At 65.7% G+C, this 26,619-nt stretch carries 21 protein-coding genes, 1 pseudogene and 1 other annotated feature; of the genes and pseudogenes, 9 read left to right on the top strand and 13 right to left on the bottom strand.

The features are described 5' to 3' along the window. Nucleotides 1-81, bottom strand: a sequence feature (AL1L pseudoknot). This feature is flagged as partial in the annotation. Then, nucleotides 1-359, bottom strand: a pseudogene (locus AC3WUM_RS14740) (transposase); the annotation flags it as partial. It overlaps the preceding feature by 81 nt. A gap of 717 nt (nt 360-1,076) precedes the next feature. On the opposite strand from AC3WUM_RS14740, the gene AC3WUM_RS14735 reads away from it, so the two are divergent. The 7 genes from AC3WUM_RS14735 (at nt 1,077) to pcaC (ending at nt 8,782) form a co-directional block, all read left to right on the top strand. After that, the gene (locus tag AC3WUM_RS14735; protein WP_492411088.1) at nt 1,077-2,894 is read left to right on the top strand and encodes an acyl-CoA dehydrogenase C-terminal domain-containing protein; all 1,818 of its coding nucleotides are present in this window, start codon (nt 1,077-1,079) and stop codon (nt 2,892-2,894) included. Between the two features lie 167 nt (nt 2,895-3,061). Beyond that, complete coding sequence (locus tag AC3WUM_RS14730; RefSeq protein WP_492411087.1) at nt 3,062-3,259, top strand: hypothetical protein; 198 nt, start codon at nt 3,062-3,064, stop codon at nt 3,257-3,259. Nucleotides 3,260-3,268: 9 nt separating this feature from the next. Further along, on the top strand, nt 3,269-3,424 hold the full coding sequence (locus AC3WUM_RS14725) for a hypothetical protein (RefSeq protein ID WP_492411086.1): 156 nt from the start codon (nt 3,269-3,271) through the stop codon (nt 3,422-3,424). A 577-nt stretch (nt 3,425-4,001) separates the two neighbouring features. After that, on the top strand, nt 4,002-5,918 hold the full coding sequence (locus tag AC3WUM_RS14720; RefSeq protein WP_492411085.1) for a PAS domain-containing hybrid sensor histidine kinase/response regulator: 1,917 nt from the start codon (nt 4,002-4,004) through the stop codon (nt 5,916-5,918). Nucleotides 5,919-6,104: 186 nt separating this feature from the next. Beyond that, nucleotides 6,105-7,190, top strand: coding sequence for a helix-turn-helix transcriptional regulator (locus AC3WUM_RS14715; RefSeq protein WP_492411084.1), 1,086 nt, complete (start codon nt 6,105-6,107; stop codon nt 7,188-7,190). A gap of 421 nt (nt 7,191-7,611) precedes the next feature. Next, nucleotides 7,612-8,391, top strand: a complete 780-nt coding sequence (pcaD, locus tag AC3WUM_RS14710; protein WP_492411083.1) for a 3-oxoadipate enol-lactonase — start codon at nt 7,612-7,614, stop codon at nt 8,389-8,391. A gap of 1 nt (nt 8,392) precedes the next feature. Next, a complete protein-coding gene (gene pcaC / locus AC3WUM_RS14705) occupies nt 8,393-8,782 on the top strand; it encodes a 4-carboxymuconolactone decarboxylase (RefSeq protein WP_492411082.1) in 390 nt (129 codons plus the stop codon). Between the two features lie 119 nt (nt 8,783-8,901). On the opposite strand, the gene AC3WUM_RS14700 is transcribed toward pcaC, so the two are convergent. Further along, nucleotides 8,902-11,928 carry a PKD domain-containing protein gene (locus tag AC3WUM_RS14700; RefSeq protein WP_492411081.1) on the bottom strand — a complete coding sequence of 1,009 codons (3,027 nt, stop codon included), beginning with the start codon at nt 11,926-11,928 and terminating at the stop codon, nt 8,902-8,904. 243 nt (nt 11,929-12,171) lie between these two features. Continuing rightward, the gene (locus tag AC3WUM_RS14695) at nt 12,172-13,500 is read right to left on the bottom strand and encodes a hypothetical protein (RefSeq protein ID WP_492411080.1); all 1,329 of its coding nucleotides are present in this window, start codon (nt 13,498-13,500) and stop codon (nt 12,172-12,174) included. Between the two features lie 218 nt (nt 13,501-13,718). Between AC3WUM_RS14695 and AC3WUM_RS14690 the strand changes: the two genes are divergently transcribed. Both AC3WUM_RS14690 and AC3WUM_RS14685 read left to right on the top strand, forming a co-directional pair. Then, entirely contained in the window at nt 13,719-14,648 is a 930-nt protein-coding gene (locus AC3WUM_RS14690; protein ID WP_492411079.1) for an aldo/keto reductase, read from the top strand. A gap of 52 nt (nt 14,649-14,700) precedes the next feature. After that, on the top strand, nt 14,701-15,960 hold the full coding sequence (locus tag AC3WUM_RS14685; protein ID WP_492411098.1) for an NTP/NDP exchange transporter: 1,260 nt from the start codon (nt 14,701-14,703) through the stop codon (nt 15,958-15,960). Between the two features lie 244 nt (nt 15,961-16,204). On the opposite strand, the gene AC3WUM_RS14680 is transcribed toward AC3WUM_RS14685, so the two are convergent. From AC3WUM_RS14680 to AC3WUM_RS14635, 10 genes are all read right to left on the bottom strand, one after another. Next, nucleotides 16,205-16,972 (bottom strand): esterase/lipase family protein, encoded by a 768-nt coding sequence (locus AC3WUM_RS14680; RefSeq protein WP_492411078.1) that lies wholly within the window; start codon nt 16,970-16,972, stop codon nt 16,205-16,207. A 61-nt stretch (nt 16,973-17,033) separates the two neighbouring features. After that, nucleotides 17,034-17,390 carry a monovalent cation/H(+) antiporter subunit G gene (gene mnhG / locus AC3WUM_RS14675; protein ID WP_492411077.1) on the bottom strand — a complete coding sequence of 119 codons (357 nt, stop codon included), beginning with the start codon at nt 17,388-17,390 and terminating at the stop codon, nt 17,034-17,036. Continuing rightward, nucleotides 17,387-17,671: a K+/H+ antiporter subunit F gene (locus AC3WUM_RS14670; RefSeq protein WP_492411076.1), complete on the bottom strand. Its 285-nt coding sequence runs from the start codon at nt 17,669-17,671 to the stop codon at nt 17,387-17,389. Before AC3WUM_RS14670 ends, mnhG begins: the two co-directional genes overlap by 4 nt. Continuing rightward, nucleotides 17,668-18,168 (bottom strand): Na+/H+ antiporter subunit E, encoded by a 501-nt coding sequence (locus AC3WUM_RS14665; protein ID WP_492411075.1) that lies wholly within the window; start codon nt 18,166-18,168, stop codon nt 17,668-17,670. The genes AC3WUM_RS14670 and AC3WUM_RS14665 overlap by 4 nt, the downstream gene beginning before the upstream one ends. Next, a complete protein-coding gene (locus AC3WUM_RS14660) occupies nt 18,165-19,763 on the bottom strand; it encodes a monovalent cation/H+ antiporter subunit D (protein WP_492411074.1) in 1,599 nt (532 codons plus the stop codon). Before AC3WUM_RS14660 ends, AC3WUM_RS14665 begins: the two co-directional genes overlap by 4 nt. Then, entirely contained in the window at nt 19,760-20,104 is a 345-nt protein-coding gene (locus tag AC3WUM_RS14655; protein WP_007187331.1) for a Na+/H+ antiporter subunit C, read from the bottom strand. The genes AC3WUM_RS14660 and AC3WUM_RS14655 overlap by 4 nt, the downstream gene beginning before the upstream one ends. Then, nucleotides 20,104-23,061, bottom strand: coding sequence for a monovalent cation/H+ antiporter subunit A (locus AC3WUM_RS14650; protein ID WP_492411073.1), 2,958 nt, complete (start codon nt 23,059-23,061; stop codon nt 20,104-20,106). Before AC3WUM_RS14650 ends, AC3WUM_RS14655 begins: the two co-directional genes overlap by 1 nt. A 362-nt stretch (nt 23,062-23,423) precedes the next feature. Continuing rightward, the gene (locus AC3WUM_RS14645) at nt 23,424-23,981 is read right to left on the bottom strand and encodes a response regulator transcription factor (RefSeq protein ID WP_492411072.1); all 558 of its coding nucleotides are present in this window, start codon (nt 23,979-23,981) and stop codon (nt 23,424-23,426) included. Continuing rightward, the gene (locus AC3WUM_RS14640) at nt 23,978-25,303 is read right to left on the bottom strand and encodes an ATP-binding protein (protein WP_492411071.1); all 1,326 of its coding nucleotides are present in this window, start codon (nt 25,301-25,303) and stop codon (nt 23,978-23,980) included. Before AC3WUM_RS14640 ends, AC3WUM_RS14645 begins: the two co-directional genes overlap by 4 nt. Before the next feature lie 195 nt (nt 25,304-25,498). Then, nucleotides 25,499-26,619 (bottom strand): hypothetical protein (locus AC3WUM_RS14635; RefSeq protein WP_492411070.1); only part of this gene is annotated, 1,121 nt, incomplete at its 5' end.

Genomic DNA, 26,619 nt, shown 5'->3' with positions numbered 1-26,619 from the left:
CCCATGGACCTTCCGGTGATCGTCGATAAACGCAATCATCGTTTGAGCGGGCGGTCGAGCTCCGCCTGGGCAAAATATGCGCTGGCCTTTCGCAGAATCTCGTTGGCTTGCCGCAGCTCCCGAACCTCGCGCTCCAGCGCCTTGATCCGCTCGAGCTCGGCCGTCGTCGGGCCCGGCCTCACGCCCGCATCGCGCTCCTTCTGCCGAACCCAGCGCCGCAGCGTCTCTGCCGTGCATCCAATCTTGGCAGCGACCGACGCAATCGCCGCCCATTGCGACTCATGCTCGGCCTGATGCTCCAGCACCAGCCGAACTGCACGATCCTGCATCTCCAGGGAATACTTCGATACTCTTGCCATGGCTCCATTCTCTCAAGTTATGGAGCCTCCGAGTTTTCCGGGGCGGTTCACAGTGCTTGTATCAGTTGACACTATTGCCTCTCTCCGACGTGCTTACCCTAATTACTTCCTCGACACCGCAGCGTTCTTGGATACTGTAAGGAATGCGATTCAGTAAGGACGGTGCGAATGCCGCCAAACACACGCTGCACCCGATGTCCCCGCCTCCGTGGCTTCGTCGCTCCGAGGGCCGCAGGTAATCGTGCGCGTTGAGGACGTAGAAAAACCGACGAAAGCAGCCGAGTTGGCACATAAAGCACTGTGCTCTTGCATGTAATCGGAGTCTTCTATTCGTTCGTCTCACCAGCAGGCGACGCGGCTCAGTTCGCTATCGAGGGACTTGGAGATTCGCAGCGTGTCAGTGAATAGCTTCGCCCCTTCGTCACTGAGGCATCCTGGAGACAGGCACCCTGACTCGGTGCTCTAGCAGGGCGATTGCACTGAACCGGACCCCTGGTTGATTTACCAGCCCCCCGGCGGAAGATGAAAATTTAGTCATCTTCATCACCACCCACACCGACAGCCGGTCGCCCGCACCAGCCGGCCGGCCCCCCATACGCCCCTGTATCCCCAGCGACCGCGTAGCGACCATATACCGCTGCGCCACGGCCAATTTCAGCGGCCGGCGGGCTCATGACAATCGCGGCCTCTTCGTTTTCTTGATTCAAGGTCGCCCTCATGCCCGCCTACAAAGCCCCGCTTCGCGACATCCGTTTCCTGCTCAACGAGGTCTTCGACTATCCGGCGCACTATGCCGAGTTGCCGAACGGCAAGGACGCGGACCCCGATACCGTCAACGCCATCCTCGACGAGTGCGCCAAGTACGCCGAGGAAGTGCTGTCCCCGCTGAACCTCTCGGGCGACGAGGAAGGCTGCCGCTTCGAAGCCGGCAAGGTCACCACGCCCAAGGGCTTCAAGGAGGCCTACGAGCAGTGGGTCGCCGGCGGCTGGCAGGGCCTCTCGCACCCGACCGAGTACGGCGGCCAGGGCATGCCGATGTCGCTGGGCCTGATCAAGACCGAGATGGTCGGCACCGCCAACTGGTCGTTCAACATGTACCCGGGCCTCTCGCTCGGCGCCATGAACACGATCCTGCAGCACGCCTCCGACGAGCTGAAGACCACCTACATGCCGCCGCTGACCGAAGGCCGCTGGACCGGCACCATGTGCCTCACCGAGCCGCAGTGCGGTACCGACCTCGGCCAGGTCAAGACGCGCGCCGAGCCGCAGGCCGACGGCAGCTACAAGGTCACCGGCACCAAGATCTTCATCTCGGCCGGTGAGCACGACCTGGCCGAGAACATCGTCCATGTCGTTCTGGCCCGCCTGCCCGACGCGCCGGCCGGCACGCGCGGCATTTCGCTGTTCATCATTCCGAAGTTCCTGCCCGGCGAAGGCGGCTCGGTCGGCGAGTTCAACCACGTGGTCTGCAGCGCCCTCGAGCACAAGATGGGCATCAAGGCGTCCGCCACCGCCGTCATCAACTTCGAAGATTCGAAGGCCTGGATGATCGCCGAGCCGAACAAGGGCCTCGAAGCCATGTTCACGTTCATGAACACGGCGCGCATCGGCACCGCGATCCAGGGCGTCTGCCATGCCGAGCTGTCGTTCCAGGGCGCGCTGCGCTACGCCAAGGAGCGTCGCTCGATGCGCGCGCTGTCGGGCAAGAAGGAACCCGACAAGGTCGCCGACGCGATCATCCACCACGCCGACGTGCGCCGCATGCTGCTCACGCAGAAGGCCTTCGCCGAAGGCGGCCGCGCGATGATCTACTACGCCGCGCAGTTCGCCGATCACATGACCAACGGGATCATCGAAGGCGACCAGAAGAAGTACAAGAAGTGGGACGACAAGCTCGGCTTCTTCACGCCGATCATGAAGGGCTTTCTGACCGAGATGGGCCTCGAAGCCGCGAACCAGGGCATCCAGGTGTTCGGCGGCCACGGCTACATCAAGGAGCACGGCATGGAGCAGATCGCGCGCGATGCGCGCATCTCCACGCTGTACGAAGGCACCACCGGCATCCAGGCGCTCGACCTGCTCGGCCGCAAGGTGCTGATCATGACGCGCGGCGGTGCGGTGCGTGAGTTCACCGCGCTGATCGCCAAGTTCGCGGTCGACAACATGCGCAACGCCAAGCTGCGCAGCTATGCGACGGCGCTCGCCAAGTACGCGGCCGAGTGGAACGTGCTGACCATGCGCATCATGCTCACCGCGCGCAAGGACCGCGATGCGGTGTCGGCCGCGAGCCATCACTTCCTGATGTACTCGGGCTACGTGATGATGGCCTACTTCTGGGCGCTGCAGGCGCAGATCGCGGGCAACAAGCTCGTGCACGGCGGCAACGAATCCAAGGAGTTCTACAAGGCCAAGATCGCCACCGCGCGCTTCTACTTCGATCATCTGCTGCCGCGCGCCAAGGGCCACGCGACCTCGATGATCAAGCCGAGCAAGTCGCTGACCAAGCTGCCGATCGACAGCTTCGTGTTCGAATAAGCCACGGCGTTTTGCAGTAACGCGAGCGCCGCGCCTTGCAAAGGGCGCGGCGCTTTTCTGTTGCGGCGACCTTGACGCTTCGGCATAGCCCGATCGGTCAATCGCGCATTCATTTTTCTGCCCGTAATCTCGGCCGGTCATTCGAAACGAGATTGCGGAGCCTAGGGATGAGCACTCACTGCGCCAGCTGCAACGCTCTGAGCAAGGGTCATATGCATGTCCCCATCCTGCTCGAGCGGCTCGGCGCCGATCTCGAATCCGACTTCCCGCTCTACGCCTGCGCGGCCTGTGGCCAGGAATGGAAACGGTCCGACCGCGCATGGTTCCGAGTGCCGATGCGCTCAATGCTCCCGCTGGCCGCCTGAGAAGACGCCATGACGACCTTCGTGCTCTCCTCTTCGATCGTCGTCGCCGTCCTTGCCGTCGGCCGTCTGGTTCGGCTGCGTCAGCAGCGCGAGCAGGGGCTGCTGACCGAGCGCAAGCCCGTCAACGTGATCCGCATGGGCTTCGGCCCCAATCGCTCGATCTGAGTTCCGCGCCTCCGTGTGAAAAGCGCGTCCCTGCCCGGCCTGCATCGGGCAGCGCATCGACATCGGCTTGCCTCCACCGCTTCGAGGTACGAGCTTCGAGGTACGAGCCCCGTCGCCTCGCGCGACTCTAGGCGCCCGACTGCGGCCTTCGAGCGCGACAAGCCATATCGCCTGCAACTGAGGCGTCAGATATCCGCGAACAAAAAAGGCCCGTTCCGGGGGAGTGAACGGGCCTGAACTCTCGTGGGGGGATTGAGAGATGTCCGCACGGGTCAGCGGACGAGCCTAGTTTTCTTGCGTCGCGCTTGCATGCAGCTGAATCGCTGCGGGGAGACGCGACATCCACTGGGATTCGTCGGGGCCAGGAGGCAGCAAAGCGCATTCCCGGCCTCTAGAGCTGGGGCCGCCGCCCCCCGGCTTGTCGATTGCTGGCAGTCGCGAAAGTCACTGTGCTAAAACGCAGCCGCAAGCTGATGTAGCGGTCGCTGGAAACGGAGCCGGAGACAGACGCGGGATGAAGGCAGAGCAAGCTGGCATGGAGCCGCCGGCAATAGACAACATTGGCGACACCCGCTCAATGCGGGCCCGCACGGTCGCCGTCACGCCGCCGCTGGACGCGGACTATCGACATATGGTCGATACGCTCGGCGATTACGCGATGTTCATGCTCGATACCGAAGGCTACGTGCGGTCCTGGAACGCCGGCGCGCGGCGGCTCAAGCTGTATGAGCCGGAAGACATCATCGGCCGGCATTTCTCGACCTTCTACACCGAAGAGGATCTCGCTCGTAACTGGCCCGCCCAGGAGCTCGGCTACGCGATCAAGCTCGGGCGCTTCGAGGACGAAGGCTGGCGCTTGCGCAAGAACGGCACCCGCTTCTGGGCCAACATCATCATCACCAAGCTCGTCGACGACAACGGCGTGCACATCGGCTTCAGCAAGATCACGCGCGATCTCACCGAGCGTCGCCAGCAGGAAGAAGCCCTGCGCCAGAGCGAGGAGCGCTTTCGTCTGCTGGTCGACGGCGTGAGCGATTACGCCATCTTCATGCTCAACACGCAGGGCACCATCATCAGCTGGAACGCCGGCGCCGAGAAGAACACCGGCTATACCGCGGCCGAGATCATCGGCCACCATTTCTCGATCTTCTATCCGCCCGATGTGATCGCCTCGGGCTGGCCCGAAGACGAGCTGCGCTTCGCCCTGCGCGACGGCCGCTTCGAGGACGAAGGCTGGCGCCTGCGCAAGGACGGCACGCGCTTCTGGTCCAGCGTAGTCATCACCGCGCTGTACAACGGGCAAGGCCAGCATCGCGGCTACGCCAAGATCACGCGTGATCTGACCGAGCGCAAACGCATCAGCGCGCTCGAGGACGAAAGCCGCCGCATCACCGCGTTCCTCGCGATGCTCGGCCACGAGCTGCGCAACCCGCTCGCTCCGATCGCCAATGCGATGACGATCCTGCAGCTGCCGAACACGCAGCCGGATTCGGTCCGGCTCGCGAGCGAGATCATCGACCGGCAGGTCAAGCAGATGACGCGGCTGGTCGACGACCTGCTCGATGTCGGCCGCATCAGCAGCGGCAAGGTGCATCTGGAGTTCGAGGCCGTCGACCTGCGCGGCATGCTGATGGAAGCCCTCGAAGCCGTGGAGCCGATGATCAAGGCCAAGCACCACGTCCTGCATCTGGAGATCGACGACAGCGAGCTGTGGGTGCGCGGCGACCGGGCGCGGCTGATCCAGATCGTCAGCAACCTGCTCAACAACGCAGCCAAGTTCACCCAGGCCGGCGGACGTGTCGAGCTGATCCTCAAGCGCCAGGGAAGCAATGCGCGCATTCTCGTGCGCGACAACGGACCCGGGATCAAGGCCGAGGTGCTGCCGCATATTTTCGGCCTGTTCGTTCAGGGCGAACAGGAAGCCTCGCGCTCGCTCGGCGGCCTCGGGCTCGGGCTGAGCCTCGTTCAGCAGCTCGTGATCATGCACGGCGGCGATGTCGAGGTCCGCAGCGATCCTTTGACCGCGCCCGGTGCCGAATTCCTCGTGCAGCTTCCACTGATCGCCTCGCCCGCGGTGAACGTGCTGCGATCCACCGCGCCGCGAACCGCCGGACCACGCTACGTTCTCGTGGTCGACGACAATCTCGACGCGGCGCTGAGCTTGCAACTGCTGCTGCAAGGCATGGGCTATCGCACCGCAGTCGCGCACGACGGGCCTTCGGCGCTGCAGATCGCCAAGGACAGCGAACCCGACGCGATGCTGCTCGACATCGGCCTGCCCGGCCTGAACGGCCTGCAGATCGCCGAGCGCCTCACGCGCGAAATGGCGAAACCGCCGCTGATGTTCGCCGTCAGCGGCTACGGCCAGCAGGCCGACCGCGCGGCGAGCCTCGCCGCCGGCTTTCTGGAGCACCTCACCAAGCCGCTCGATATCGACAAGCTCGTGAGCCTGCTCGACGAGGCGTTCAAGCGACGCGACGCGGACATGATCTGAAACGCGCTGCGCAGGCGCGCCATGCGCGATCTGCATGACCAGGCAGCATCCATGCAGCGCGGGCATCGCCATATGAAAACGCATAAGCGATGCAAAAGCTTCATCGCGTAATTCCACTGAATCCACACCGTTCGGCATGACGATTGCTCGATCCGCTGCGCACTGGATCATTGAGGAAGCATCACCATGTGGGCCGGGATTTCACCGTCGGCGACGTCGGTCGCGACCGAACTGCGCAGCGATCTGCATCGCTCGCTCTCGCTCGATCATCTCTGGCAGGCCACGCAGGGGCTGATCCGGCATCATCTGCCGCATCGCTCGTGCAGCCTCATGCTCGACATCGGCGACGGCGAGCCTGCGCGCAGCCGTCACACGGTGCTAGACGCGCTGCAGCCGGACTATCTGCCGGCCAACAGCATCGCGATCTCGCGTCCGTTCCTGGCGGCGCATCCGCGCGTGCGCGTCTACACCTATTCGCAGATCGTCTCGGAAGACCCCGATGCACGCCAGCGGCGCATCGCACAGGAGCGCCATCACGACGAATGGTCCGAATTCGTGCACCTGGCGTTCTGGAACGAGGCACGGCTCGACACCGTGCTGAGCATTCGCCGCGGCGGCAGCGACGCGCGCTTCACCGCCGACGAGCTGCGCTTTCTCGAAGAGCTGTATCCGGACATCGACGCCAGCCTGCACCGCATGCGCGCACTCGAGGGCGAACGCCGCCGGCTGGCGACGCTCGACGCCTGCCTGGCACGCCTGCCGATCGCGGCGATGGGCATCGATGCCGACGGCCGCTGCCTGTTCGCGACCGCGCAGGCCCAGCGGCTCTGCGAGCGCTGGAACCACAATCTCGGCGAAAGCCACCAGCATCTGCATCTGCCCGGTGGAATCGCCGAGCTGCTCGATCGCGCGAGTCTGCGCAACGGGCTCTGGCAGTTCACGCACCCGCGCGATGCCGCGCTGCGCATCAGCCTGCTGCGCGACGGGCTCGGCGCCGAGCCGCCGGCGCGCTGCCCGAGCTACGTGGTGAGCTTCACCGAGCAGCCGCTCGCTTCCTTGCCCGAATCCAGCTCGGTCAACGCGAGCCTCGAGCGGCTCACTCCGCGCGAGCGCCAGGTCGCGCTGCTGATCGCCGAGGGGCTCAGCAACCAGGCCATCGCCGAGCGGCTCGAGCGCTCGCGGCGGACGATCGAAACGCAGCTCGGCTCCATCTACCGCAAGTTCGAGGTGCACACGCGCACGCAGCTGTTGCGACGCCTCATGCGACGCTGAAGAGGCGACGTCGTCGGCCGCCGGTCCGAATAAAGCGCGGACAGATCGCAAGCTTGCAGAGATGCAGTCGCGGCATCTGCGCGGACGATGCGCTCATCCACCGCGGCCGGCGCGGCCATTGCCTCGGCCGTCGCCCCTTCTGCATGCGCGAGGCGTGCTGCATGGAGATCCGTGAGGCCGACCACGCGCTGTCGATGCTCCGGGGCTGAGCGCCCAACCCGTACGGGCTCGTCCGGCGCGAACGCGCCGGTTTCGTACGATGCCGCTCATCGGCGATCGAACGCTTGTCCAAGCGCGTGTCGCTGGACGCCGCCATTTGCTCGAGCTCATCTGCGACGATGCCAACCTTGCCTCGCGTTTTTCGTGCAGCGGCTGCGCCGGGGCCGGCCAAGAAACCTATAAGACTCGAAGGGAACATCGGATGGCTTTCATCGAGGTCAACGGACACCGTTGCCGCTACCGGCTCGACGGTCCCGAAGGCGCGCCTGTCCTCGTGCTGTCGAATTCGCTCGGCACCACCTACGAAATGTGGGACGCGCAGCTGCCGGCCTTCGCCGAACGTTTCCGCCTGCTGCGCTACGACACGCGCGGGCACGGCCAGTCGCAGATCACGCCGGGGCCGTACAGCGTCGAGCTGCTCGGCAAGGACGTGCTCGCGCTGACCGAAGCGCTCGGCCTGATCCAGTTTTCATATTGCGGCCTGTCGATGGGCGGCCTGATCGGCCAGTGGCTCGGCCTGAACGCGGGCTCGCGGCTGCAGAAGCTCGTGCTCTGCAACACCGGCGCCAAGATCGGCAACGACGAGGGCTGGAACCAGCGCATCGCGAGCGTGACCGGCACCGGCATGGCCGAAACTGCGGCCGGCGCGATCAGCCGCTGGTTCACACCCGAATTCGCGGCTGCGCAACCGCAGGTCGTCGAAGTCGTCCGCCAGCAGTTGCTCGGCTGCGATCCGCTCGGCTACGCCGCCAACTGTGCGGTCGTGCGCGGCGCGGATTTTCGCGAACGTCTCGGCGGGATCAGCCATCCGCTGCTGTTCGTCGCAGGCCGCCAGGACCCGGTCACGACCATCGCCGATGCCGAATTCGTCACCTCGCGCGTTCCCGACGCTCGCCTCGTCACGCTCGAGGCGGCGCACCTGTCCAACATCGGCGATCGGGCGGCGTTCGATCGGGCCGTGATCGAATTCCTGGAGAACTGAGATGGACGAGAAAGATCGCTATGCCGCCGGGCTCAAAGTGCGTCGCGAAGTGCTCGGCGATGCGCACGTCGACCGCTCGCTGCAGAAGCTCAACGAATTCACCGCCGATTTCCAGGACTACATCACGCGCAACGCCTGGGGCACGATCTGGACGCGCGAAGGCCTGCCGCGTCACACGCGCTCGCTGCTGACGATCGCGATGATGGTCGCGCTCGGTCGCGACGGCGAGTTGCGCCTGCATCTGAACGCGGCGCGCAACAACGGCGTGACGCGTGACGAGATCAAGGAAGTGCTGCTGCAGGCCGGCGTCTACTGCGGCGTGCCGGCGGCGAATCACGCCTATCACCTGGCCGAGGAAGTGTTCGCCGAGCAGGATCGCGCGCAGGCTTGAGCTTCGTTTTTCACACAGACTTCGAAGCATGAAAAAGCGCGTGCCGATCTTCATCGGCACGCGCTTTTTAGTTGGAGAACGTCGGTGGGCTGGCGCGAAGCGCGTCACCCACCACGAGATCAGGCCGTGCGGCGGCGCCTGATCGCCGCACCGAGCATCAGCGGCAGCAGGCTCAACAGGCCGAACGCACCACCGCCCTTTCCACCACCGGCACCCGATCCGTCGCCCGGCGAGCTGTTCGCGATCGCCTCGGCCTTGGCCGTGGCCTTGGCGGTCGCGCCTTCGTTGTCGGTCACGGTCAGCGTCGGCTCGTAGGTGCCGGGCTGCGTGTAGACGTGCGTGACCTTGGACTGCGTGGTCGTGAGCACGGCCGAGCCGTCGCCGAAGTCGAAGCGATAGCTCTTGATCGTGCGACCCTGCGCCGCGATCGAGCGCGAACCGTCGAAGGTCACCGCCAGCGGCGCTGGACCGCGTGCGTTTTCGAGCACGAGCTGAGCCACGGTCTCGCCACCCGGCGTCACCACGACGCTCGTCTTGGCGAAGATCTCGAGCTTGGCCGAAACCGCCGACTGCCCGATGCCGTCGCTCACGATCACGTACGGACGGAAGGTTCCGGCCGCGGTGTAGGTGTAGCGATGCGTCGCCTCGGCCTGCGTCGTCGACTGCGCGCCGTCGCCGTAGACGAAGGTGTAGCGGCAGCCGTCGGTGCAGCCGGTGGTCGCGCCGGCGTCGAACGTCACCGTCAGCGGAATCTCGCCGGTGGTCTTGTCGGCCGACAGCTTGGCGTCGATCAGCACGGGATCGGTCGGGTCGGTCGGCTCTTCCGGATCGACCGGCTTGGCCGAGACCTCGATCGGCTGCTGGGCGCTCGCGCTTCCGCCCTTGCCGTCGCTCACGCTCAGCGTGACGGTGTAGCGCCCGGCCGCCGCGTAGACGTGGCTCGCGATCGCCGAAGTGCCCGTCGCGGTAATGCCGTCGCCGAAGTCGAAGGTGTAGCTCAGCGCATCGCCATCGGCGTCGGTCGAGGCCGAGCCGTCGAAGCTCACGCTGGACTCGGCCACCGCCGTCGCCGGGCCGCTCAGTGCCGCGACCGGCGCGCGGTTCGGGTTGGTTTCGCAGGCGTCGCCGACGCCGTTGTCGTTGGCATCGGCCTGGCCCGCATTCGAGACGTTCGGGCAGTTGTCGAGGCCATCGACGATGCCGTCGCCGTCGCTGTCCACCGGCGCACCGCCCGGGTCGTTGGAAGCCGGCATGCCGGTGGTGCTCGCGCAATAGATGAACGGATCGATGGCCGGCGTGGTGCCGGTCTGCTCGCCGCCGAGCACGTCCGGAAGCAACGGCGCAATCTCGTCCCAATACGCTTTGCGCTCCTGGATGATCGCGGTCTGGAAGTCGCAGAAGCCGACGTCCTTGTCGTTGAGCGTCAGGCCCAGTTCGAGATGGCCGAGCGCCTTGTCGACGACCTGCTTGCTGTCGAGCACGGTCAGATCGCCCCAGCCGATCTGCAGCCACGGCGCGAGCGGATTGATCGGCAGGCCGCCGAGGTCGAACACGCCCTGCAGCGGATCGTACTCGGTGATGCCCGGGATCCAGGCCGCCTGTTCGAGCGCGCGGCGCAGCAGCCAGTTGCTGATGTGATAGCCCTTGCCGTTGACCATCAACGGCACGCCGTCGACCACCTGCACGCCGCCCTGATGCCCGACCAGGCGACGCGCCTTGAGCAGCACGCGCGAGGCCAGACCAGCCGAGCGCGGCGTCGAGAAGCTGGTGCCGCCGACGCCTTCGTCGATCTCGGATTCACAATCCATGCAGTACGGAATGTCCTGCGTGAAGTCGGAGACGAAGTCCGGGAACACGCCCGAGATCAGCGTGTCGCCTTCGCTCGAACCCTCTTCGATGCCACCGACGCCGATGCTCCACCACGGACCGGCGCCCGCACGGAACGGCGTCAGGCCGGGGCCGTTGCCGCCCGAGCTGAAGTGCAGCTTGCCCATCTCGACGACGCCCTTGTACGAGTCGAAGAAGGCGCGCGTTTCGGGCAGCGGAATGCCGGTGCTCGGAATCGAGACGCCGTAGCTCGTGGTGACGATGTCGACTTCCGGATGCAGGAAGGCCAGATCGTGCGCCGCCTGGTTGCCGAGATCGCCCTCGGTCTCGACGAACAACATCACGGTCTCGGGATTGGCGAAGAACACCGAGCTCGCGGTGCCGACGCCGTGCGCGCTCTTGGCCACGTCCGGAACCAGCGGCGCCAGGCCTTCGCCCGCGTAGGACGTGGCGATGATGTTGGTGCCGACGAAGTGGTAGAGCTCGTGCGGCTGCACGCGATCCCAGAACGCCTGGTCGGCCGCGATGTCGGCTTCGATGTTGCCGGTGCGCGTGAGCTTGACCACGTTCTCGGGCTTCACGCCGAGCGCGGCGAGCACTTCCCGGGTCACCGCATGCGGATAGCTGTCGCCGTAGATCGCGCCGCCGTGGTAGTAGGCGTCGTGATACGGATTGATGCCCGAATCGATGTCGGCGACGACCGTGCGCGGAGCGCCCGGAACCGAAGGCACTTCGTCATAGGCGTTGCCCGAAGCCGGCGTGCCGGTGCCGCCACCGGTTCCTCCACCCGTTCCGCCGCCGGTGCTGCCGGGCTGCACGAGTTCGACGCGCGCGGTGTAGCTGTTCGAGTACGCGAACACTGGCACCACGTCGACGTTGTAGCTGCCCGCGGTCGGGGCGATTTCGATCACTTCGGTCGCGCCGCTCGTCGAGCTGCGACCCGCTTCGGTGCCGGCGGTCGTGCTCAGGTAGAGGTCGTAATCGTCGCTCGCGTATTCCCAGGACAGCGTCAGCTTGAGCTTGGTGTCCGGGTGCGTGCTCGCGTAATTGGCCGGCAGGTCGATGGTCAGCGCGAAGCGATCGCACTCGATCATGCCGGTGCGGCAGGGATTCTGGCCGCTGAGTCCGAGCGGGTTGAAGCCCGCCACCGTGGTGCCGCCGAAAGTCAGCAACGGCGCGCTTTCGGACAAGGTGCCCGAAGCCGGCGTCGGCGGCAGCGCATGCGCGGCGCCGCTCACGAGCAAGGCGCCGAGCGCCAACCAGCGAGCCGACAGCAAGCCGCCCCCACGCGGCTTGCGAGCCGCGATCGAAATCGTCATTCCCAGTTCCCCCGAAAAGTAATCGCCAGCCGGCGATCGAATGTCCGCCGCCCCTTCCATCGGGGCGAATCGGACCGCTCGTAACCCACACGATCCGCCTACATGAATGTAGGATCAGGACTACATGAATGGTTACGGGGAGAACCACCAGACTCGGTCGTCAGTTTCACCCGGATGCGCGTTTCGGGCCTGACTGTTTCAGCGCAAGCCGCTATCACCCTCAAGGAGCCGAGCAGCCACCCTTCAATGCCCCGCGAACAAGCGCCCTTCCAGCGCACCCATCGCGCCGCCGCGGGTCCAGACGAGTACGAAGTTGCCATTGGCGTCGCTGGCGACGGCAGGGTTGCTGGTGCTGCCGGCGACTGCCTGCGTGTTCGGGCCGATCCTGGCTCCGTCGGCTCCGACGAGCTGGAACTGCAGGGTCGACGAAGCGCAGCAGTACGGAGCGGCAGTACCGGTCCAGGCAACGACCGCCTGGCCGTTGGCGGCCAGCGCCAGTGTCGGCGGCGACACGCCGACGCTATCGCTGAGCGATTGCCCCGCATCGAGCGCGTTGCCGCTCGCGGCATAACGGCGCAGATGGATGTCGGTGCCCGACGAAGTCTGCGATCCCGTCATGTGCCGGGCTTCATAGACGATGGCGAAGTCACCGGTTGGCGCCACGCTGACGACTGGATTCGAAGCTCCTTGCACAGCCTGACTCGATATCGTGAACGCGGGTCCGGCCACCGCGCCACTGGCCTTTATCCGCCGGGCCTTGATGCTGGTTCCGCTCGGCGTGCTATCGACCCAGGTCACGACAGCGTTGCCGGCGGCATCGAGCCCAACCGACGGCGGTACCCCGATTCTGGGACCGGCGAGCAGCTCGGGCGCAGTCAGCTCGGCGACGATCTGCGTCGGCTTGCCCATAGGCGCACCATTCGCCGAGAAACGTCGGGCTACCAGCGATCCCACGCCCAATGAAATCGAGCCGTAGCCACCGTCGATGATCGGCAGCGGCACGGAAAGTCCCCGTCCTTGTCTCCAGGCCAGCACGAAGTCGCCGCTTTCGTTCATCGCAATTGCGTGACCGCCACTGAGATTCGCGGCGGACTGAACGCTTTGCACCGAACCGAGCAGGACTCCATCGGCACTCACGCGCTGGAAATCGATGCGGCGATCGGAATCGGCGAGCCAGCTGACGATGAAGTTGCCCGCCCCGTCGATGGCGAGCGCGACCTCCAGCGGCGCCTGCATCGGCGGCAGCTGAACCGGGCCCGTTCTCGGCGTGCCGTTGGCCTCGTAGAGCCGCGCGAACAAGCGCCAGTCGTAGATCTGCTGCGCTTCGGTCGCCCCAGTCCAGACGACGACGAACTGCCCGGCCCCGTTGCGCGCCACGAGCGGTTCGAAGCCGGCACTGCCGTTGATGTCGATACGAAACGCCTCGCCGAGCGGGTCGCCTGGCGAGGCCTGCACCGGCGAAATGCTGCCTGCGGCGAGCGCAATGCAAAGCACGAACAAGCTGAGGATCGACCAATGCCGCCGACCGGCGCGCAAAACCGCGAGGCCTTTAAGGCCCTTATCGCTATCCATGTTTCCTCCTCCCTGAGCCGCCTGCCCCAGCAGGCGATCCCCCTGAATCTACTCCCCTGGTCGGTGCTTGTGTCCATAGCCAATGAAGGCGAAGGTTCAAGGCTTAGCCGAGCCCTGTTTGCTTACGTCGTCAGAACTTAGGTATTGCGCGCGTGGTCGCTAGATCAGCTCTGCTCGCAAAATGGATTGCGCAGTTGAACCGCTAAGGAGAGGCCTAGATGCTCACGCAAGGATTCACACGACGTCACATCCTCGCCGCCGGGGCTTCGATCGCGGGCGGCATCGGCCTGATTCCAGCGACCGCCGGATGGGCCACAGGCGCCGCGCCCCTGCTCACGCGCAGCATTCCGTCATCAGGCGAAAAGCTGCCCGTGATCGGGGCCGGCACTTCGGGCAGCTTCGAAGTCGAGGTGGGCTCCGCCCCCTACGAGCAGCTCAAGCAGGTGCTCAAGGTCTTCTTCGACGGCGGCGGAAGCGTGTTCGACACGTCGCCGAACTACGGCGGTGCCGATGCCGTGCTCGGCCAGCTCCTCGCCGAAGGCGGCTGGCGCGGCAAGACCTTTCTGGCGACCAAGATCGCGGCCGATTCGCGCGAAGCCGCCGAAGCGCAATGGGCCGGATCGCTGCGCAGCCTGCGCACCGATAAAGTCGAGCTGCTGCAGATCCACAATCTGCGCGACTGGAAGCGCCAGCTGCCGTATGCGCAGGAGCTCAAGCAGCAAGGCAAGACGCGCTACGTCGGGGTCACTCATTACGTCGACGCCGGGCTCCCCGAGCTCGAACAAGTGCTGCGCACGCAGAAGCTCGATTTCATCCAGATCCACTACTCGGTGAACTCGCCGGGCGCCGCGCGCACGGTGCTGCCGCTCGCGCAGGACAAGGGTGTGGGCGTGCTGATCAACCGCGCCTTCGACGATGGTCGCCTGTTCGCGAAGGTGAAGGAAACGGCGCTACCCGACTGGGCGGCCGAAGTCGGCGTGACTTCCTGGGCGCAGCTGTTCCTGAAATTCGCGATCAGTCATCCGGCCGTGACCGCGGTGATTCCGGCAACCGGCAAGCCCGAGCGCCAGGCCGACCAGCTCAAGGCCGGCGTCGGGCCACTGCTGAGCGCCGCGCAGCAGCAGGCGCTGATTCGCCAGTTCGCCTGAGCCCGCACGCGTGCGACCTGCTCCGGGCGACGCGACGCGCGCATCGGGTTTCATCGCGCGCTCGTTCAATCTGCGCGACGACGAAGCGCCCGCCGCGATCGCGGGACTCGCGCTGTTCTTCCTGCTGTTCGCGGGCTATTTCATGCTGCGGCCGGTGCGCGAAACCATGGGCGTGGCGGGCGGCGTCGACAATCTGCAATGGCTGTTCACGGGCACCTTCGTCGCTACGCTCGTCGCCCTGCCTTTGTTCGGCTGGCTTGCTTCGAAGGTTCGGCGTCGACGCATCCTGCCATGGACCTACGCGTTCTTCGCGCTGAACCTGCTGCTGTTCGCCGCCGCGTTCGCGGTCGAACCGGACAACGCCTGGATCGCACGCGCGTTCTACATCTGGCTCTCGGTCTTCAATCTGCTGACGATCTCGGTGGCCTGGAGCGTGCTCGCCGACGTGCTCGCGGCCGAACAGGCCAAGCGCCTGTTCGGGCTCGTAGCGAGTGGCGCGAGCGCGGGCGGACTCGTCGGGCCGATGCTCGGCGCTCTGCTCGTCGGGCCCATCGGCCACGCCGGGCTCGTTCTGCTGTCCGCGCTGCTGCTCTGCGGCAGCCTCGGCGCGGCGATCGCCCTGCAAGCCTGGCGCGATCGTGCGCCACTGCCGGACGAAGCCGAGCGTCCGCGCGTGAAACCGCTCAGAGGCAATCCGTTCGCCGGCGCCACCGCCGTGTTGCGTTCGCCGTACCTGCTCGGCACCGCGCTGTTCGTGATCCTGCTCGCGAGCGTGAGCACCTTCCTGTACTTCGAGCAGGCGCGCATCGTCGCCGAAACCTTCAGTGATCGGACCCGGCAGACGCAGGTGTTCGGCCTGCTCGACACGCTCGTACAGGCGCTCGCGATCCTCACGCAGCTGTTCCTGACCGGGCGCATCGCACAGAGGCTCGGCGTGAGCGCCCTGCTCGTCGCCGTGCCGGTCGTCATCACCGCGGGATTCCTGTGGCTCGCGCTCGCACCGACCTTCGCCGCCTTCGCGATCGTCATGGTCGCCCGCCGGGCCGGCGAATACGCGCTCGTGCGGCCGGGCCGCGAGCTGCTCTACACCGCCGTCGACGACGAGCAGAAATACAAGGCGAAGAACTTCATCGACACCGCGGTCTACCGCGGCGGCGACGCGATCAGCGGCTGGCTCAAGCGGGCGCTCGACGCGATCGGCGAGCATCCGTCGCTCGCAATGTTCATCGGCGCGCTGCTGTGCGCGGTCTGGGCGGCGACGGGATTTGCGCTCGGACGCGTACACGGCAGGCGCGAGGCCACGCGGGCATAATCGGCTGCGGGCAAGTCACGATAGAAGGGAAATATATTGCCGGTTAAGCATCTAATCGGCGCAATGTTGCCGCATGAACGTCAAAACGCACACGACATTGCCAGTCTTGTGGCCGACGAACTTCAGAAAGCCGGCTTGGCCTTGCGCTGAGCCCGCGTCGCACCGGGGAGTCACAGGCAGCGCTCGCCGATAGCATGGGCATTCGGAGCGAACGCTGCTCGAAGCCCAAAAAGCGATCAAGGAACTACGGCTGCGACGTATCGAGGCAAGTCCTAGGCTGATCCTCATGCACAAAGCAGCCTGTACTCAGGAAGTGAATGGTCTGCTCTATCGCCTCAGCATTACGCATTAGAAGCGGGTGAGTCGCGGGTATCTCGATGAAATCCCGCATGCCTTCGAGCTTTGCGCTTTCGACCGAGACCTTGCCATCGTCAACACCGGGGATCATCAGGGAGTTGACCCAGTTGATCGACAGTCGGCCCGCAATGACGCCCGTCTCGAACGTCACCGGCCCGAGGCCTTTCGGGACCGATCCCGCTTTCGTACCCAACTCGCGCCCCGCCGGGCCATTCAGTGCTTCGAACAAGCGCCAACCTCCGATTTCATCGACCACTTCGCTCCCGTGGTTCGGTGGCCCAAGCATCACGGCCCGACCGAAGGAGCGCTGCAGTCCCGCTCGCGCCAACTCCCGAACGACGATTCCGCCCATGGAGTGCGTGACGAAGTTGATTCTCTCGTTCTTATTGGGAGCACAACGGGCGATCGCGGGTGCGACATATCGCTTCGCGAGATCGACAATCGAATGTTCGCGTGAGGGATAGCCGATATTGCAGACGTGGTAGCCGGCCTCAATGAGCGCAGCCTCCATCTTACTCATCGAAGCTGGGGTGCGAGCCAAACCGTGCAGAAGGACGACCGTCGGCTTGCGATCGCCGTCTACGGAAAGCGCAGGCTCGGCCACGTATGCCAGGCTGGCAGCGGCCCAAAGCAAGCCCCCAACCGCTAATTTCATGCCCCCTCCCAAAGCTGGCTCAGCGGCATCTTAGAGGCAGCGCGACGACGCGCCTGCCAACTCACACCGACCCCTCGTCCTTCTGCGCCGGCACCTCTTCGCGTCCTTCGCTGCGGTCGCGGTGGATCGAGGCGCGCACGAGCAGGATCAGGGTCACCGGCGTCGTCAGCGTGAGGAACAGGCCGATCAGCAAATCGCGCAGCACGAGCTTCTGCTCGATCCACGAGAACAGCACGATCGAGGCCGTCAGCACGAGCATCGTGCCGAGCGTGGTGCCGAGCGTCGGGGCGTGCACGCGATCGTAGAAGCTCGTCAGCCGGCCGAGCCCGATCGCGCCGATCAGCGACATCGCGGCGCCCGCGATCGCGATGATCGCGACGAGCCAGGCCAGCCATAGCGGCAATTCGGACAGGCTCATTCGATCACCTCGCCGCGCATGAGGAATTTGGCGAGCGCCACGGTGGCGGTGAAACCGAGCAGGCCGATGATCAGCGCGGCCTCGAAGTACAGGGCGTTGCCGGTGCGCACGCCGCCCGAGACGATCATCAGCATGCCATTGAGATACAGCGTATCCATGCCGAGCACGCGATCCTGCGCGCGCGGGCCGCGCAGCACGCGCCAGGCCGCGAACGACATGGCGACGACGAGCATCAGCTGAGCCAGTCCCAGCCCCCAGTACAGAACGGCTGCGGCGTTCATTCGAAGATCTCCATCAGTGGAGCTTCATAGCGGTGGTGAACGATCCACGACCAGTCGTCTTCGTCGATCAGATCGAGCACATGCACGAGCAGTTTGCCGGTGGTCGCGTCGTACTGAACCCAGAGCGTGCCTGGAATGGAGGACAGGATGATCGCGAGCAGCGCCAGGCCATGGCGATTGCGCATGCGCAGCTGCAACTCGACGAAGCCCGAAACGCGCGCGCGCTGCTGGTTCGACAGAATCACCTTCGCGACCGCGAAATTGGAACGCAGCATGTCGGCAAGCACGACCCCGAGCAGCCGCAGGAGCTTGAGCGGCGAACGGATGCGCGGCTTCTCGACCTGCAGCGCGATCATCACGAACGGAACGAGCAGGCCGAGCAGCGTGCCCATCGCGAGCGTCGCGGGCTTCAGTGACGATTGCAGCAGCACCCACATGAGCAGGATGCCCAGCGACAGCAAGGGATGCGGCAGCAGGCGTTGCGCGAACGATTTCATGGAGCCCCCAGCAGCACGGCGCGAATGTAGCCGGCCGGAGCATTGAGCCAGGCACTGGTCTGCTCGGCGTAGTTCAAGGCGGCGCCACCCCACAGCGTCAGCGCGAGCGCGCAGACCAGCAGTGCGCCGAGCGCCGCGAGTTCGGTCGGCCAGGCCGCCAGATCGCCGGTTTCGCCCGGAATCCACAGCAGCGAGACGCCCAGGCGCACGAGCGCGATCAGCAGGCCGAGGCTCGAGAACGTCAGCGCGGAGATGACGGCCCAGGCCGCGATGCCCGCCGGCTCGTCAGGCGGCAGCAGCGCGTTGAAGATGGCGAACTTGCCGATGAAGCCGGCGAACGGCGGAACGCCGGCGACGAGCAGCGAGCAGATCACGAAGCAGACGCCGAGCGTGGCGACCGCGGGTGGAATCACCACGCCCACTTCCTCGATGTCGTGGTTCTCGAACGGATCGTGATACTCGTCGGCGAACACCGGCTCGGCCGCGGTCGCGGCGCCCTTGCGCGAGCGCTCGAGGATGCCGGCGAGCAGGAACAGCGAGGCCGCCGCGAAGGTCGAGCCGACCATGTAGAACAAGGCGCCCGACAGCGCGGGCGTGCTGCCGGTGCCGACCACCGCGATCATGGTGCCGGACGAGATCAGCAGCACGTAGCCCGCGGCGCGCGCGAGTTCCCGCGTGCCGAGGATGCCCACGGTGCCGTAGGCGATCGTGGCGATGCCGCCGACCAGCAGCCAACTGCTGCCGAAGCCCGCGGAATCGCCACCCTGCGATCCGAACAGCAGCAGCGACAGGCGCACGATCACGTAGCCACCGACCTTGCTCATGATCGCGAACATCGCCGCCGCCGGTGCGCTGGCCGCCGCATAGGTGTTCGGCAACCAGAATCCGAGCGGCCACATGCCGGCCTTGATCAGGAAGGCGGTGCCGAGAATCGCGGCGCCCGCTTCGAGCAAGCGGCGATTGCCCGGCGGAATCTCGGCGATGCGCGCCGCCAGGTCGGCCATGTTGAGCGTGCCCGCGACGCCGTAGATCAGGCTCACGCCGATCAGGAAGAAGGTCGAGGCGAGCAGGTTGATGGCGATGTAATGCAGGCCCGCGCGGATGCGCGGCTCGCCCGAGCCATGCAGCACCAGGCCATACGAGGCCGCGAGCATGACTTCGAAGAACACGAACAGGTTGAACAGATCGCCGGTCAGGAACGCGCCGTTCACGCCCATGAGCAGCAACAAAAACAGCGAGTAGAAACGCGGCCCGGCGCGATCCCAGCGCACCAGCGCGAACAGCAGCGTGCAGAAGCCGAGCACGCTCGTGAGCAGCAGCATCATCGCCGACAGCCGATCGACGACCATGACGATGCCGAACGGAGCCGGCCAGTCGCCGAGCGCGTAGACCTTGGCGGTGTCGCCGCCGTCGGGCGCGCCGCTCATCGCGAAGATCGTCAGCGTCAGTGCGATACCGACGAGCGCGAGCGTGGTGCCGAGGCTCAGCGCGGACTTGATGCGCCGGTGCTCGCCGCCCGGCAGCAGCATCGCCGCCGCGACGATCAGCGGCAGCACGATCGGCAGCAGGATCAGGTGATCGCTCCAGTGCGTCATTGATCGGTCTCTTTGCCGTCGACGTGGTCGGTGCCGGTGGCGCCGCGCGAGGCGAGCAGGACGACGAGGAACAGGGCGCTCAACGCGAAGCTGATGACGATCGCCGTGAGCACGAGCGCCTGCGTCACCGGATCGTCGTATTGCGACACGTCGATCGCGTCGGTGTTGACGAGCACGGGCGGCGAATCGATGCGCAGCCGGCCCATCGAGAAGATGAACAGGTTGATCGCATAGGCGACCAGCGAAAGCCCCACGATCACCTGGAACGTGCGCGGACGCAGCATGAGCCAGACGCCCGATGCGGTCAGCACGCCGATGCCGATGGCGACGACGATCTCCATTACGCATTCTCCTGCTGAGCGTCGCCTGCTTCGGTCGCCGCCTCGGGCTTTGCGACACGTTCGCGCGGCTTGCGCAGCGACTGGTGCGCGAGCGCAACGAGCGTCAGCACGGTGGCCCCCACGACGAGGATGAACACGCCCGCATCGAACACCACGGCCGATGCAAGCGGCAGCTTGCCGAGCAGCGGAAACTCGACATAGCGGAACCACGAAGTCAGGAACGGATGGCCGAACAGCCAGGATCCGGTACCGGCGAGCGCGGCGATCAGCAGGCCGAGCCCGATCCACGACAGCGGATGGATATCGAGCCGCTCCTCCACCCAGCGCGCGCCGGAGGCCATGTACAGCAGGATCACCGCGATCGACATGGTGATGCCGGCGACGAAGCCTCCGCCCGGCAAGTCGTGTCCGCGCAGGAACAGGTGCACGGCGAGCACGATGATGACCGGATAGAGCCACTTCATGATCACGCGCGGAATCAGCATGGTGTCGGATAGCGTGCTGCCGACTTCGCGCTGTTCGTCCCGGCGATCGTGATCGTTCTGGATCTGTTGCTGCTTGGGCAGCGACAGGCTTTCGGTAGCCGGACGGAAGCGGCGCAGCAGCGCGAACACGGTGAGGCCGACGATGCCGAGCACGGTGATTTCGCCCAGGGTGTCGAAGCCACGAAAATCGACGAGCAGCACGTTGACGACATTGCGTCCGCCGCCCTCGGAATACGAACGCTCGAGGAAGAAGTGGGCGATGCTTTCGCCCGCGGGCCGCGTCATCACCGCATACGACAGCAGCGCGAGCCCGGAGCCCGAGGCGACGGCGATCAGGAAATCGCCCGCGCGACGACGCTGGTTGCGCTCGATGTTCTCGGTGCTGACCGCGATGGTTTCGTGGCGCTTCGGCAGCCAGCGCAAGCCGAGCAGCAGCAGCACGGTGGTGACGATCTCGACGACGAGCTGCGTGAGCGCGAGATCGGGCGCCGACAGCCAGACGAAGCTCAGGCAGCTGACGAGACCCGCGCCGCCCATCAGCACGGTCGCCGCGAGCCGATGATACTTGGCGCTCCAGGCCGCCCCGATCGCGCAGGTGCAGCCGATCACCCAGAGCAGCACGAACACCGGATCGACCGCCGACAGATGCTCGAAGCTGTCGCCCAGCGCGAGCCCGCGGTCACCGAGTGCGAGAAACGCGGCCGCCATCGCGCACAGGATCAGGCAGCGCAGCTGCCACTGCAGGCGCTCGGTGCTGAAGCGATCCTCGAGCTCGCGTGCGAGCCGGTAGAACAGCGCCAGCGATTTGTCGAACAGCATGCCGCCGTCGAAAGGACTCAGCAGCAGCGGGCCTCCACGTGGATTGGTGTTGATCGAGCGCCGGAACGCCGCGTAGAGCGCCACGCCGCCCACGAGCGCGATCAGGCTCATGATCAGCGGCGCGTTGAAGCCATGCCAGATCGCGAGACTGTACTCGGGTGTCTGCGCACCGAGCACCGAAACCACGGCCGATGCTAGAAACGGCGCGATCGTCAGCCCCGGCACCGTGCCGACCGCGACGCAGAGCAGCACGAGAAACTCGATCGGGAAGCGCATCCAGCGCGGAGGCTCGTGCGGCTGCTGCGGCAGATCGGTGGCCGAATCGCCGAAGAAGGCCTGATGGATGAAGCGCAGCGAATACAGCACCGAGAACGCGCTCGCCACCGTCGCGACCACGGGAAGGAAGGTGCTCAGGTAATGCCCGCCGCGATTGGCGACCGCTTCGGCCAGGAACATTTCCTTCGACAGGAAGCCATTGAGCAGCGGAACGCCGGCCATCGCTGCGGCGGCCACCATCGCGAGCGTCGCGGTGATCGGCATGCTGCGCGACAGCCCGCTCAAGCGCCGCAGATCACGCGTGCCGGTTTCGTGATCGATGATGCCCGCGGCCATGAACAGCGAGGCCTTGAAGGTGGCGTGATTGACGACGTGGAAGATCGCGGCCACCGCGGCGAGCGGGCTGCCGAGCCCCAGCAGCACCGTGATCAGGCCCAGATGGCTGATCGTCGAGTACGCGAGCAGGCCCTTGAGGTCGTGCTGGAAGATCGCCGAATACGCGCCGACGAGCAGCGTCGCCGTGCCCGCTCCGCCGACGATCAGATACCAGGCCTCGGTGCCCGACATCACCGGCCACAGGCGGATCATCAGGAAGATGCCGGCTTTGACCATCGTCGCCGAATGCAGATACGCACTGACCGGAGTCGGCGCCGACATCGCGCGCGGCAGCCAGAAATGGAACGGGAACTGCGCGCTCTTGGTCAGCGCACCGAGCAGCACGAGGATCAGCGCCGGCACGTAGGCCGGGCTCGAACGGATCGCGTCGCCCGAGTTCAGCACCACGTCGAGATCGAAGCTGCCGACGATGCGGCCGATGATCAGCATGCCGAGCAGCAGGCACAGGCCGCCCGTCGCAGTCACCGTGAGCGCCATGCGCGCACCGTCGCGCGCCGACGGATTGCTGTGCCAGTAGCCGATCAGCAGGAACGAAAACAGGCTCGTGAGTTCCCAGCTCACCACGAGCTGCACGAGATTGCCGGCCATCACCACGCCGAGCATCGCGCCCATGAACGCGAGGAAGAACATGAAGAAGCGCGAGACTGGATCTTTCTTGGCGATGTAGTAGCGCGCATAGAGCACCACCAGCGCACCGATGCCGAGCACGAGCATCGCAAACAACCACGAGAGCCCGTCGAGCCTGAGCACCAGATTCACGCCGAGTGAAGGCAGCCAGGCGATCTCGTGCCGCACGACCTGGCCGTCGTTCACATGCGGATACAGCAGGATCGCGCAGAGCAGCCCCGTGAACGCGACGCCCCAGGCCAGCGCCGCGGCCCAGTTGCGCGCGTAGGTCGGAAGGAAGAACGCCACCGCGGCGCCCGCGAAAGGCGCCAGCGCCATGACCTGCAGCAGCAGCGCATCCGACAGCAGTGGCATCAGGAGCTCCACCAGTGGGCCGCGACGCGGCTCATCGGGCCTTGCCCGGCATCATGCGCGTTCTCGTTCGTTCTCATGCGTCGTCATCGTGTCTGCGAACTGCGGCGCATCCGGACGCGAAGCGCCTGGCGCGCTCCATCCGAACACTCGTGCGAGCCCGTACGGCATAGCCACAGACACCATCGGCCAGCCTGCTGCGTGGCCGAGACGCGAAGGCGTTCTCAACCGGGTGCAGGTTATGAGGCTGACGTTGTGGTGGTTCTGCGGCGGAACGGCTGCGCGGGCCACGCGAGCCGATTGTACCTCAAGACGCGAGCACTCCCGCCCGCCGTGGATACGGGCGGTAATGCGCGCGCCGGCGTTCAGGGAACGAAGCGCTTGCCGAGCTTGCGTGCCAGCGTGCGCCGGTGCATGCCGAGCCGGCGCGCGGTTTCGGAGATGTTGAAGCCGGTCTCGGCGAGCGTCTCGTGGATGCGTTCCCATTCGAGCGTCTTGATCGACGTGGGCCGCGCGGCGACCGGCACGTCGACTTCGCCGGGCGTGCGCGAGAACGCGGCCTCGATGTCGTCGGTGTTCGACGGCTTGACGAGGTAGTTGCTGGCCCCGAGCTTGATCGCCTCGACCGCGGTGGCGATGCTCGCGAAACCCGTCAGCACCACGATCAGCATGTCGGCGTCGTGCTGATGCAAGGCCTGCACGACGGCCAGGCCCGATTCGGTGCCGAGCTTCAGATCGACCACGGCATTGGTCGGCGCATGCGTGCGCAGCAGCTCGCGCGCCTCGTCGAGACTGGCGGCCAGAATCACGCGCCAGTCGCGGCGTTCGAACGAGCGCTTGAGCGTGCGCGCGAAGGCCGCGTCATCCTCGACGATCAGCAACAGACGCTCGTCCTCGTTCAAGTGGCTCGCCGATTCGCTCATGCTCCCTCCCCGATCGCGAGCGCCGCGAGCGGCAGTTTCAAAGTCACCGAAGCACCGCCGCCGATCAGGTTCTCCGCGCTCACGCTGCCACCGAACTTGCGCGCCACGTTGACGACCAGGAACAGCCCAAGCCCGCCGCCGGGACGGCCCTTGGTCGACTGATACGGCTTGCCGATCTGCGGAATCATCCACGACGGAAAGCCCGGCCCGCGATCACGCACGACCAGGCACAGCTGATCGTCGTAGCTGCGCGTGATCTCGAGGCCTATCCAGTTCGGCGAGACTTCGAGCGCGTTGTCGAGCACGTTGCAGATCACCTTCTTGAGCGCCGGATCGGACACCACCGGCAGGTCGCCGCGCAGCTCATGGTCCGGATCGAAGTCGTAGCGCATGTCGACCACCGGCCGCGTGTTGCGCCATTCGTCGACGAGCTCGTCGAAGAAGCCCGCGAGCGTCGTCACCGAAGGTGATTCGCCGCGCGCCTCGCCGGCCGACAGCAGAATGCCGGTCAGAATGGTCTTGCAGCGCTGCAGCTCGACCTGCATGTCGTCGATCTCCTGCAACAGATCGGGGTCGCCCGCGAACACCGGCATGCGCTTCCAGTCGCCGAGGATCACCGACAGCGTCGCCAGCGGCGTGCCGAGCTCATGAGCCGCACCCGAGGCAAGCAGGCCCATGCGCACGATGTGATCTTCCTCGGCCGCGCGCTGGCGCAGATCGGCCAGGCGTTCGTCGCGACGGCGCAGGATGCGGCTGATGCGCGTCATGAAGATCACCACGAGCGCCGCATCGAGCACGAAGCAGATCAGCATGCCGAGCACGTGCAGCTCGAACAATGCATCGGGGTCGGACGACGGCAGCTTGAGTGGCACGTAGTAGCGCATCAGCGCGGCGAAGCAGCAGCCGGTCACGAGCACGAGCACGCAGGCGGCCCAGGTTTCGAGCAGCACCGCGGCGAGCGTCACCTGCAGCAGATACAGGAACACGAACGGATTGGTCGCCCCGCCACTGAGGTAGAGCAAGGCCGTCAGCGCGCAGACGTCGAGCAGCAGGCCGTGTGTGAGAGATCCATGGGTGACCTCGCCGTGCTGTCGCGGACGCAGCAGGCTGAACAGGTTGAGCCCGACGAGAAAACCGACCACGGCCGACATCGGCAGCAGCGGCAGCTCGATGCCGTAGGCCAGCGTGACGTAGGCGATCGTCACGATCTGCCCGAAAACGGCGATCCAGCGCAGCTGGATCAGCTGCATCATGTTCTGCTGACCGACCGTCTCGCGCGTGGAGGCGATCAGCGAGCTGCGGGTGGCGGCGGGGGAAGACATCCGCGCATTGTAGGCGCTTACGCCCACGGCCCACCTTGAAGGAATCCAAGGGTGGTAGCCGACTCAGATCACTCAGCGCCAACAAGCGGCATGAGCCGCTTCGGAAGGTGCACCAAGAACCCTGGAAGCCTTTTTCCGATGTCCCGCCCAGGGCAAGGACCTACGCGTTTCTATGGCTTGCCGTACTCAGGATTGTCATCCCCCTCTCCTGCGCGCTGCATTGCGTGCGTCGCATCGAGACTTTTCCGGCTCGCTCAGGGGGCAGATCTCACTTTCTCGCAGCGGGGCGGAAGGGGAATTTGACGTCTGCCCACGCGGTGAAGCTGAAAACCCGCCCGGCGCCGCAGCACCCATGCACTCGCGGATGTAGTGCGAATACTCGTCGATGAACTCCGCGTTCATCTGCAAGGCGGCGTAGGCGACTTGCAGTGCGGCCAGCGCACCGGTCTCCACGCCAATCCGTCCATGCGTCGTGATGCTTGAACTCAAAGCCATCGGGAAGCGTGCATATTCCGCATCGCCGTCGGCGCAAGCTACGGTGATCTGACAGGCCCTGCGCGCGGTTTCCAGCGCCTGGAAATATCCGCGCCCCAGTTCATTGTTCTGGTCACGCAGGGAGTACTGGCTCACGCGGGGCGCATACTTCTTCGCATTCGCCTCTACCTGACCCGGTCGACTGACGTTCCTATAGAACTCGGCGAGGTCGGGGTCGGTGAACCGGCTCCAACGCCTGCGGAATTCCGGCGATACGTCGGGTGAGCATGCCAGCGCGGACGACCGGGAGTACTTTGCGTAGTACCGTTCATATTCCCCGCCATTGCCCTGCGGCGGCATTGTGCCGGCGATCGCCGCATCCGAAGCCGCGTACTCTCCGAGGCCCACGCTCTGCAATATTTCCTTGGCTTCCATCGCGGCCTCGGGATTGTCGAGGGCCGCCTGATCCTGCAGCACCTGGCCACCGGCCTTGATGGCGCTCGTCAGCACACCTACATCCCATCCCGCCTCCTTGGCGGCCTCTGGCGTAATGCCGGCGCTCGTCGCGGCATAGGGATCGGTGCTCGCTGATTGCGTGACATCGAAGCGCGGTGGAGCGGTGGTGGTTCCCGAACGCGGCAGCTTCTTCCAGGCCGGTTCTGCCGCCGGGTCCGCCCCGAACATTTCGTTGCGCTGCGCCAGCGGCCCCTTCAGGGCGCTGCGCAGCCAGGTCACCGCCGCATCACAGTGCTGCAGATCATCGGCCTGGCTAGGCCAGTACTTCGCGCACGCCGGGCCGCGGGCGATGCAGCTTTTCAGGTCTCGAACCTCGCCGGGCGTCA

This window comes from Hydrocarboniphaga sp. FW305-C-57 (assembly GCF_058783045.1).
This window is presented reverse-complemented; position numbering and strand designations above follow the sequence as displayed.

Excerpts from the sequence above, each read along its gene's own strand:
- AC3WUM_RS14695 (WP_492411080.1), bottom strand. The coding sequence starts at position 13,500 with ATGGATAGCGATAAGGGCCTTAAAGGCCTCGCGGTTTTGCGCGCCGGT.
- AC3WUM_RS14655 (WP_007187331.1), bottom strand. The coding sequence starts at position 20,104 with ATGGAGATCGTCGTCGCCATCGGCATCGGCGTGCTGACCGCATCGGGC.
- AC3WUM_RS14650 (WP_492411073.1), bottom strand. The coding sequence starts at position 23,061 with ATGCCACTGCTGTCGGATGCGCTGCTGCTGCAGGTCATGGCGCTGGCG.
- AC3WUM_RS14720 (WP_492411085.1), top strand. The coding sequence starts at position 4,002 with ATGCGGGCCCGCACGGTCGCCGTCACGCCGCCGCTGGACGCGGACTAT.
- AC3WUM_RS14660 (WP_492411074.1), bottom strand. The coding sequence starts at position 19,763 with ATGACGCACTGGAGCGATCACCTGATCCTGCTGCCGATCGTGCTGCCG.
- AC3WUM_RS14670 (WP_492411076.1), bottom strand. The coding sequence starts at position 17,671 with ATGAACGCCGCAGCCGTTCTGTACTGGGGGCTGGGACTGGCTCAGCTG.
- mnhG (WP_492411077.1), bottom strand. The coding sequence starts at position 17,390 with ATGAGCCTGTCCGAATTGCCGCTATGGCTGGCCTGGCTCGTCGCGATC.
- AC3WUM_RS14725 (WP_492411086.1), top strand. The coding sequence starts at position 3,269 with ATGACGACCTTCGTGCTCTCCTCTTCGATCGTCGTCGCCGTCCTTGCC.
- AC3WUM_RS14680 (WP_492411078.1), bottom strand. The coding sequence starts at position 16,972 with ATGAAATTAGCGGTTGGGGGCTTGCTTTGGGCCGCTGCCAGCCTGGCA.
- AC3WUM_RS14700 (WP_492411081.1), bottom strand. The coding sequence starts at position 11,928 with ATGACGATTTCGATCGCGGCTCGCAAGCCGCGTGGGGGCGGCTTGCTG.
- pcaC (WP_492411082.1), top strand. The coding sequence starts at position 8,393 with ATGGACGAGAAAGATCGCTATGCCGCCGGGCTCAAAGTGCGTCGCGAA.
- AC3WUM_RS14665 (WP_492411075.1), bottom strand. The coding sequence starts at position 18,168 with ATGAAATCGTTCGCGCAACGCCTGCTGCCGCATCCCTTGCTGTCGCTG.
- AC3WUM_RS14640 (WP_492411071.1), bottom strand. The coding sequence starts at position 25,303 with ATGTCTTCCCCCGCCGCCACCCGCAGCTCGCTGATCGCCTCCACGCGC.
- AC3WUM_RS14715 (WP_492411084.1), top strand. The coding sequence starts at position 6,105 with ATGTGGGCCGGGATTTCACCGTCGGCGACGTCGGTCGCGACCGAACTG.
- AC3WUM_RS14730 (WP_492411087.1), top strand. The coding sequence starts at position 3,062 with ATGAGCACTCACTGCGCCAGCTGCAACGCTCTGAGCAAGGGTCATATG.
- pcaD (WP_492411083.1), top strand. The coding sequence starts at position 7,612 with ATGGCTTTCATCGAGGTCAACGGACACCGTTGCCGCTACCGGCTCGAC.
- AC3WUM_RS14735 (WP_492411088.1), top strand. The coding sequence starts at position 1,077 with ATGCCCGCCTACAAAGCCCCGCTTCGCGACATCCGTTTCCTGCTCAAC.
- AC3WUM_RS14690 (WP_492411079.1), top strand. The coding sequence starts at position 13,719 with ATGCTCACGCAAGGATTCACACGACGTCACATCCTCGCCGCCGGGGCT.
- AC3WUM_RS14645 (WP_492411072.1), bottom strand. The coding sequence starts at position 23,981 with ATGAGCGAATCGGCGAGCCACTTGAACGAGGACGAGCGTCTGTTGCTG.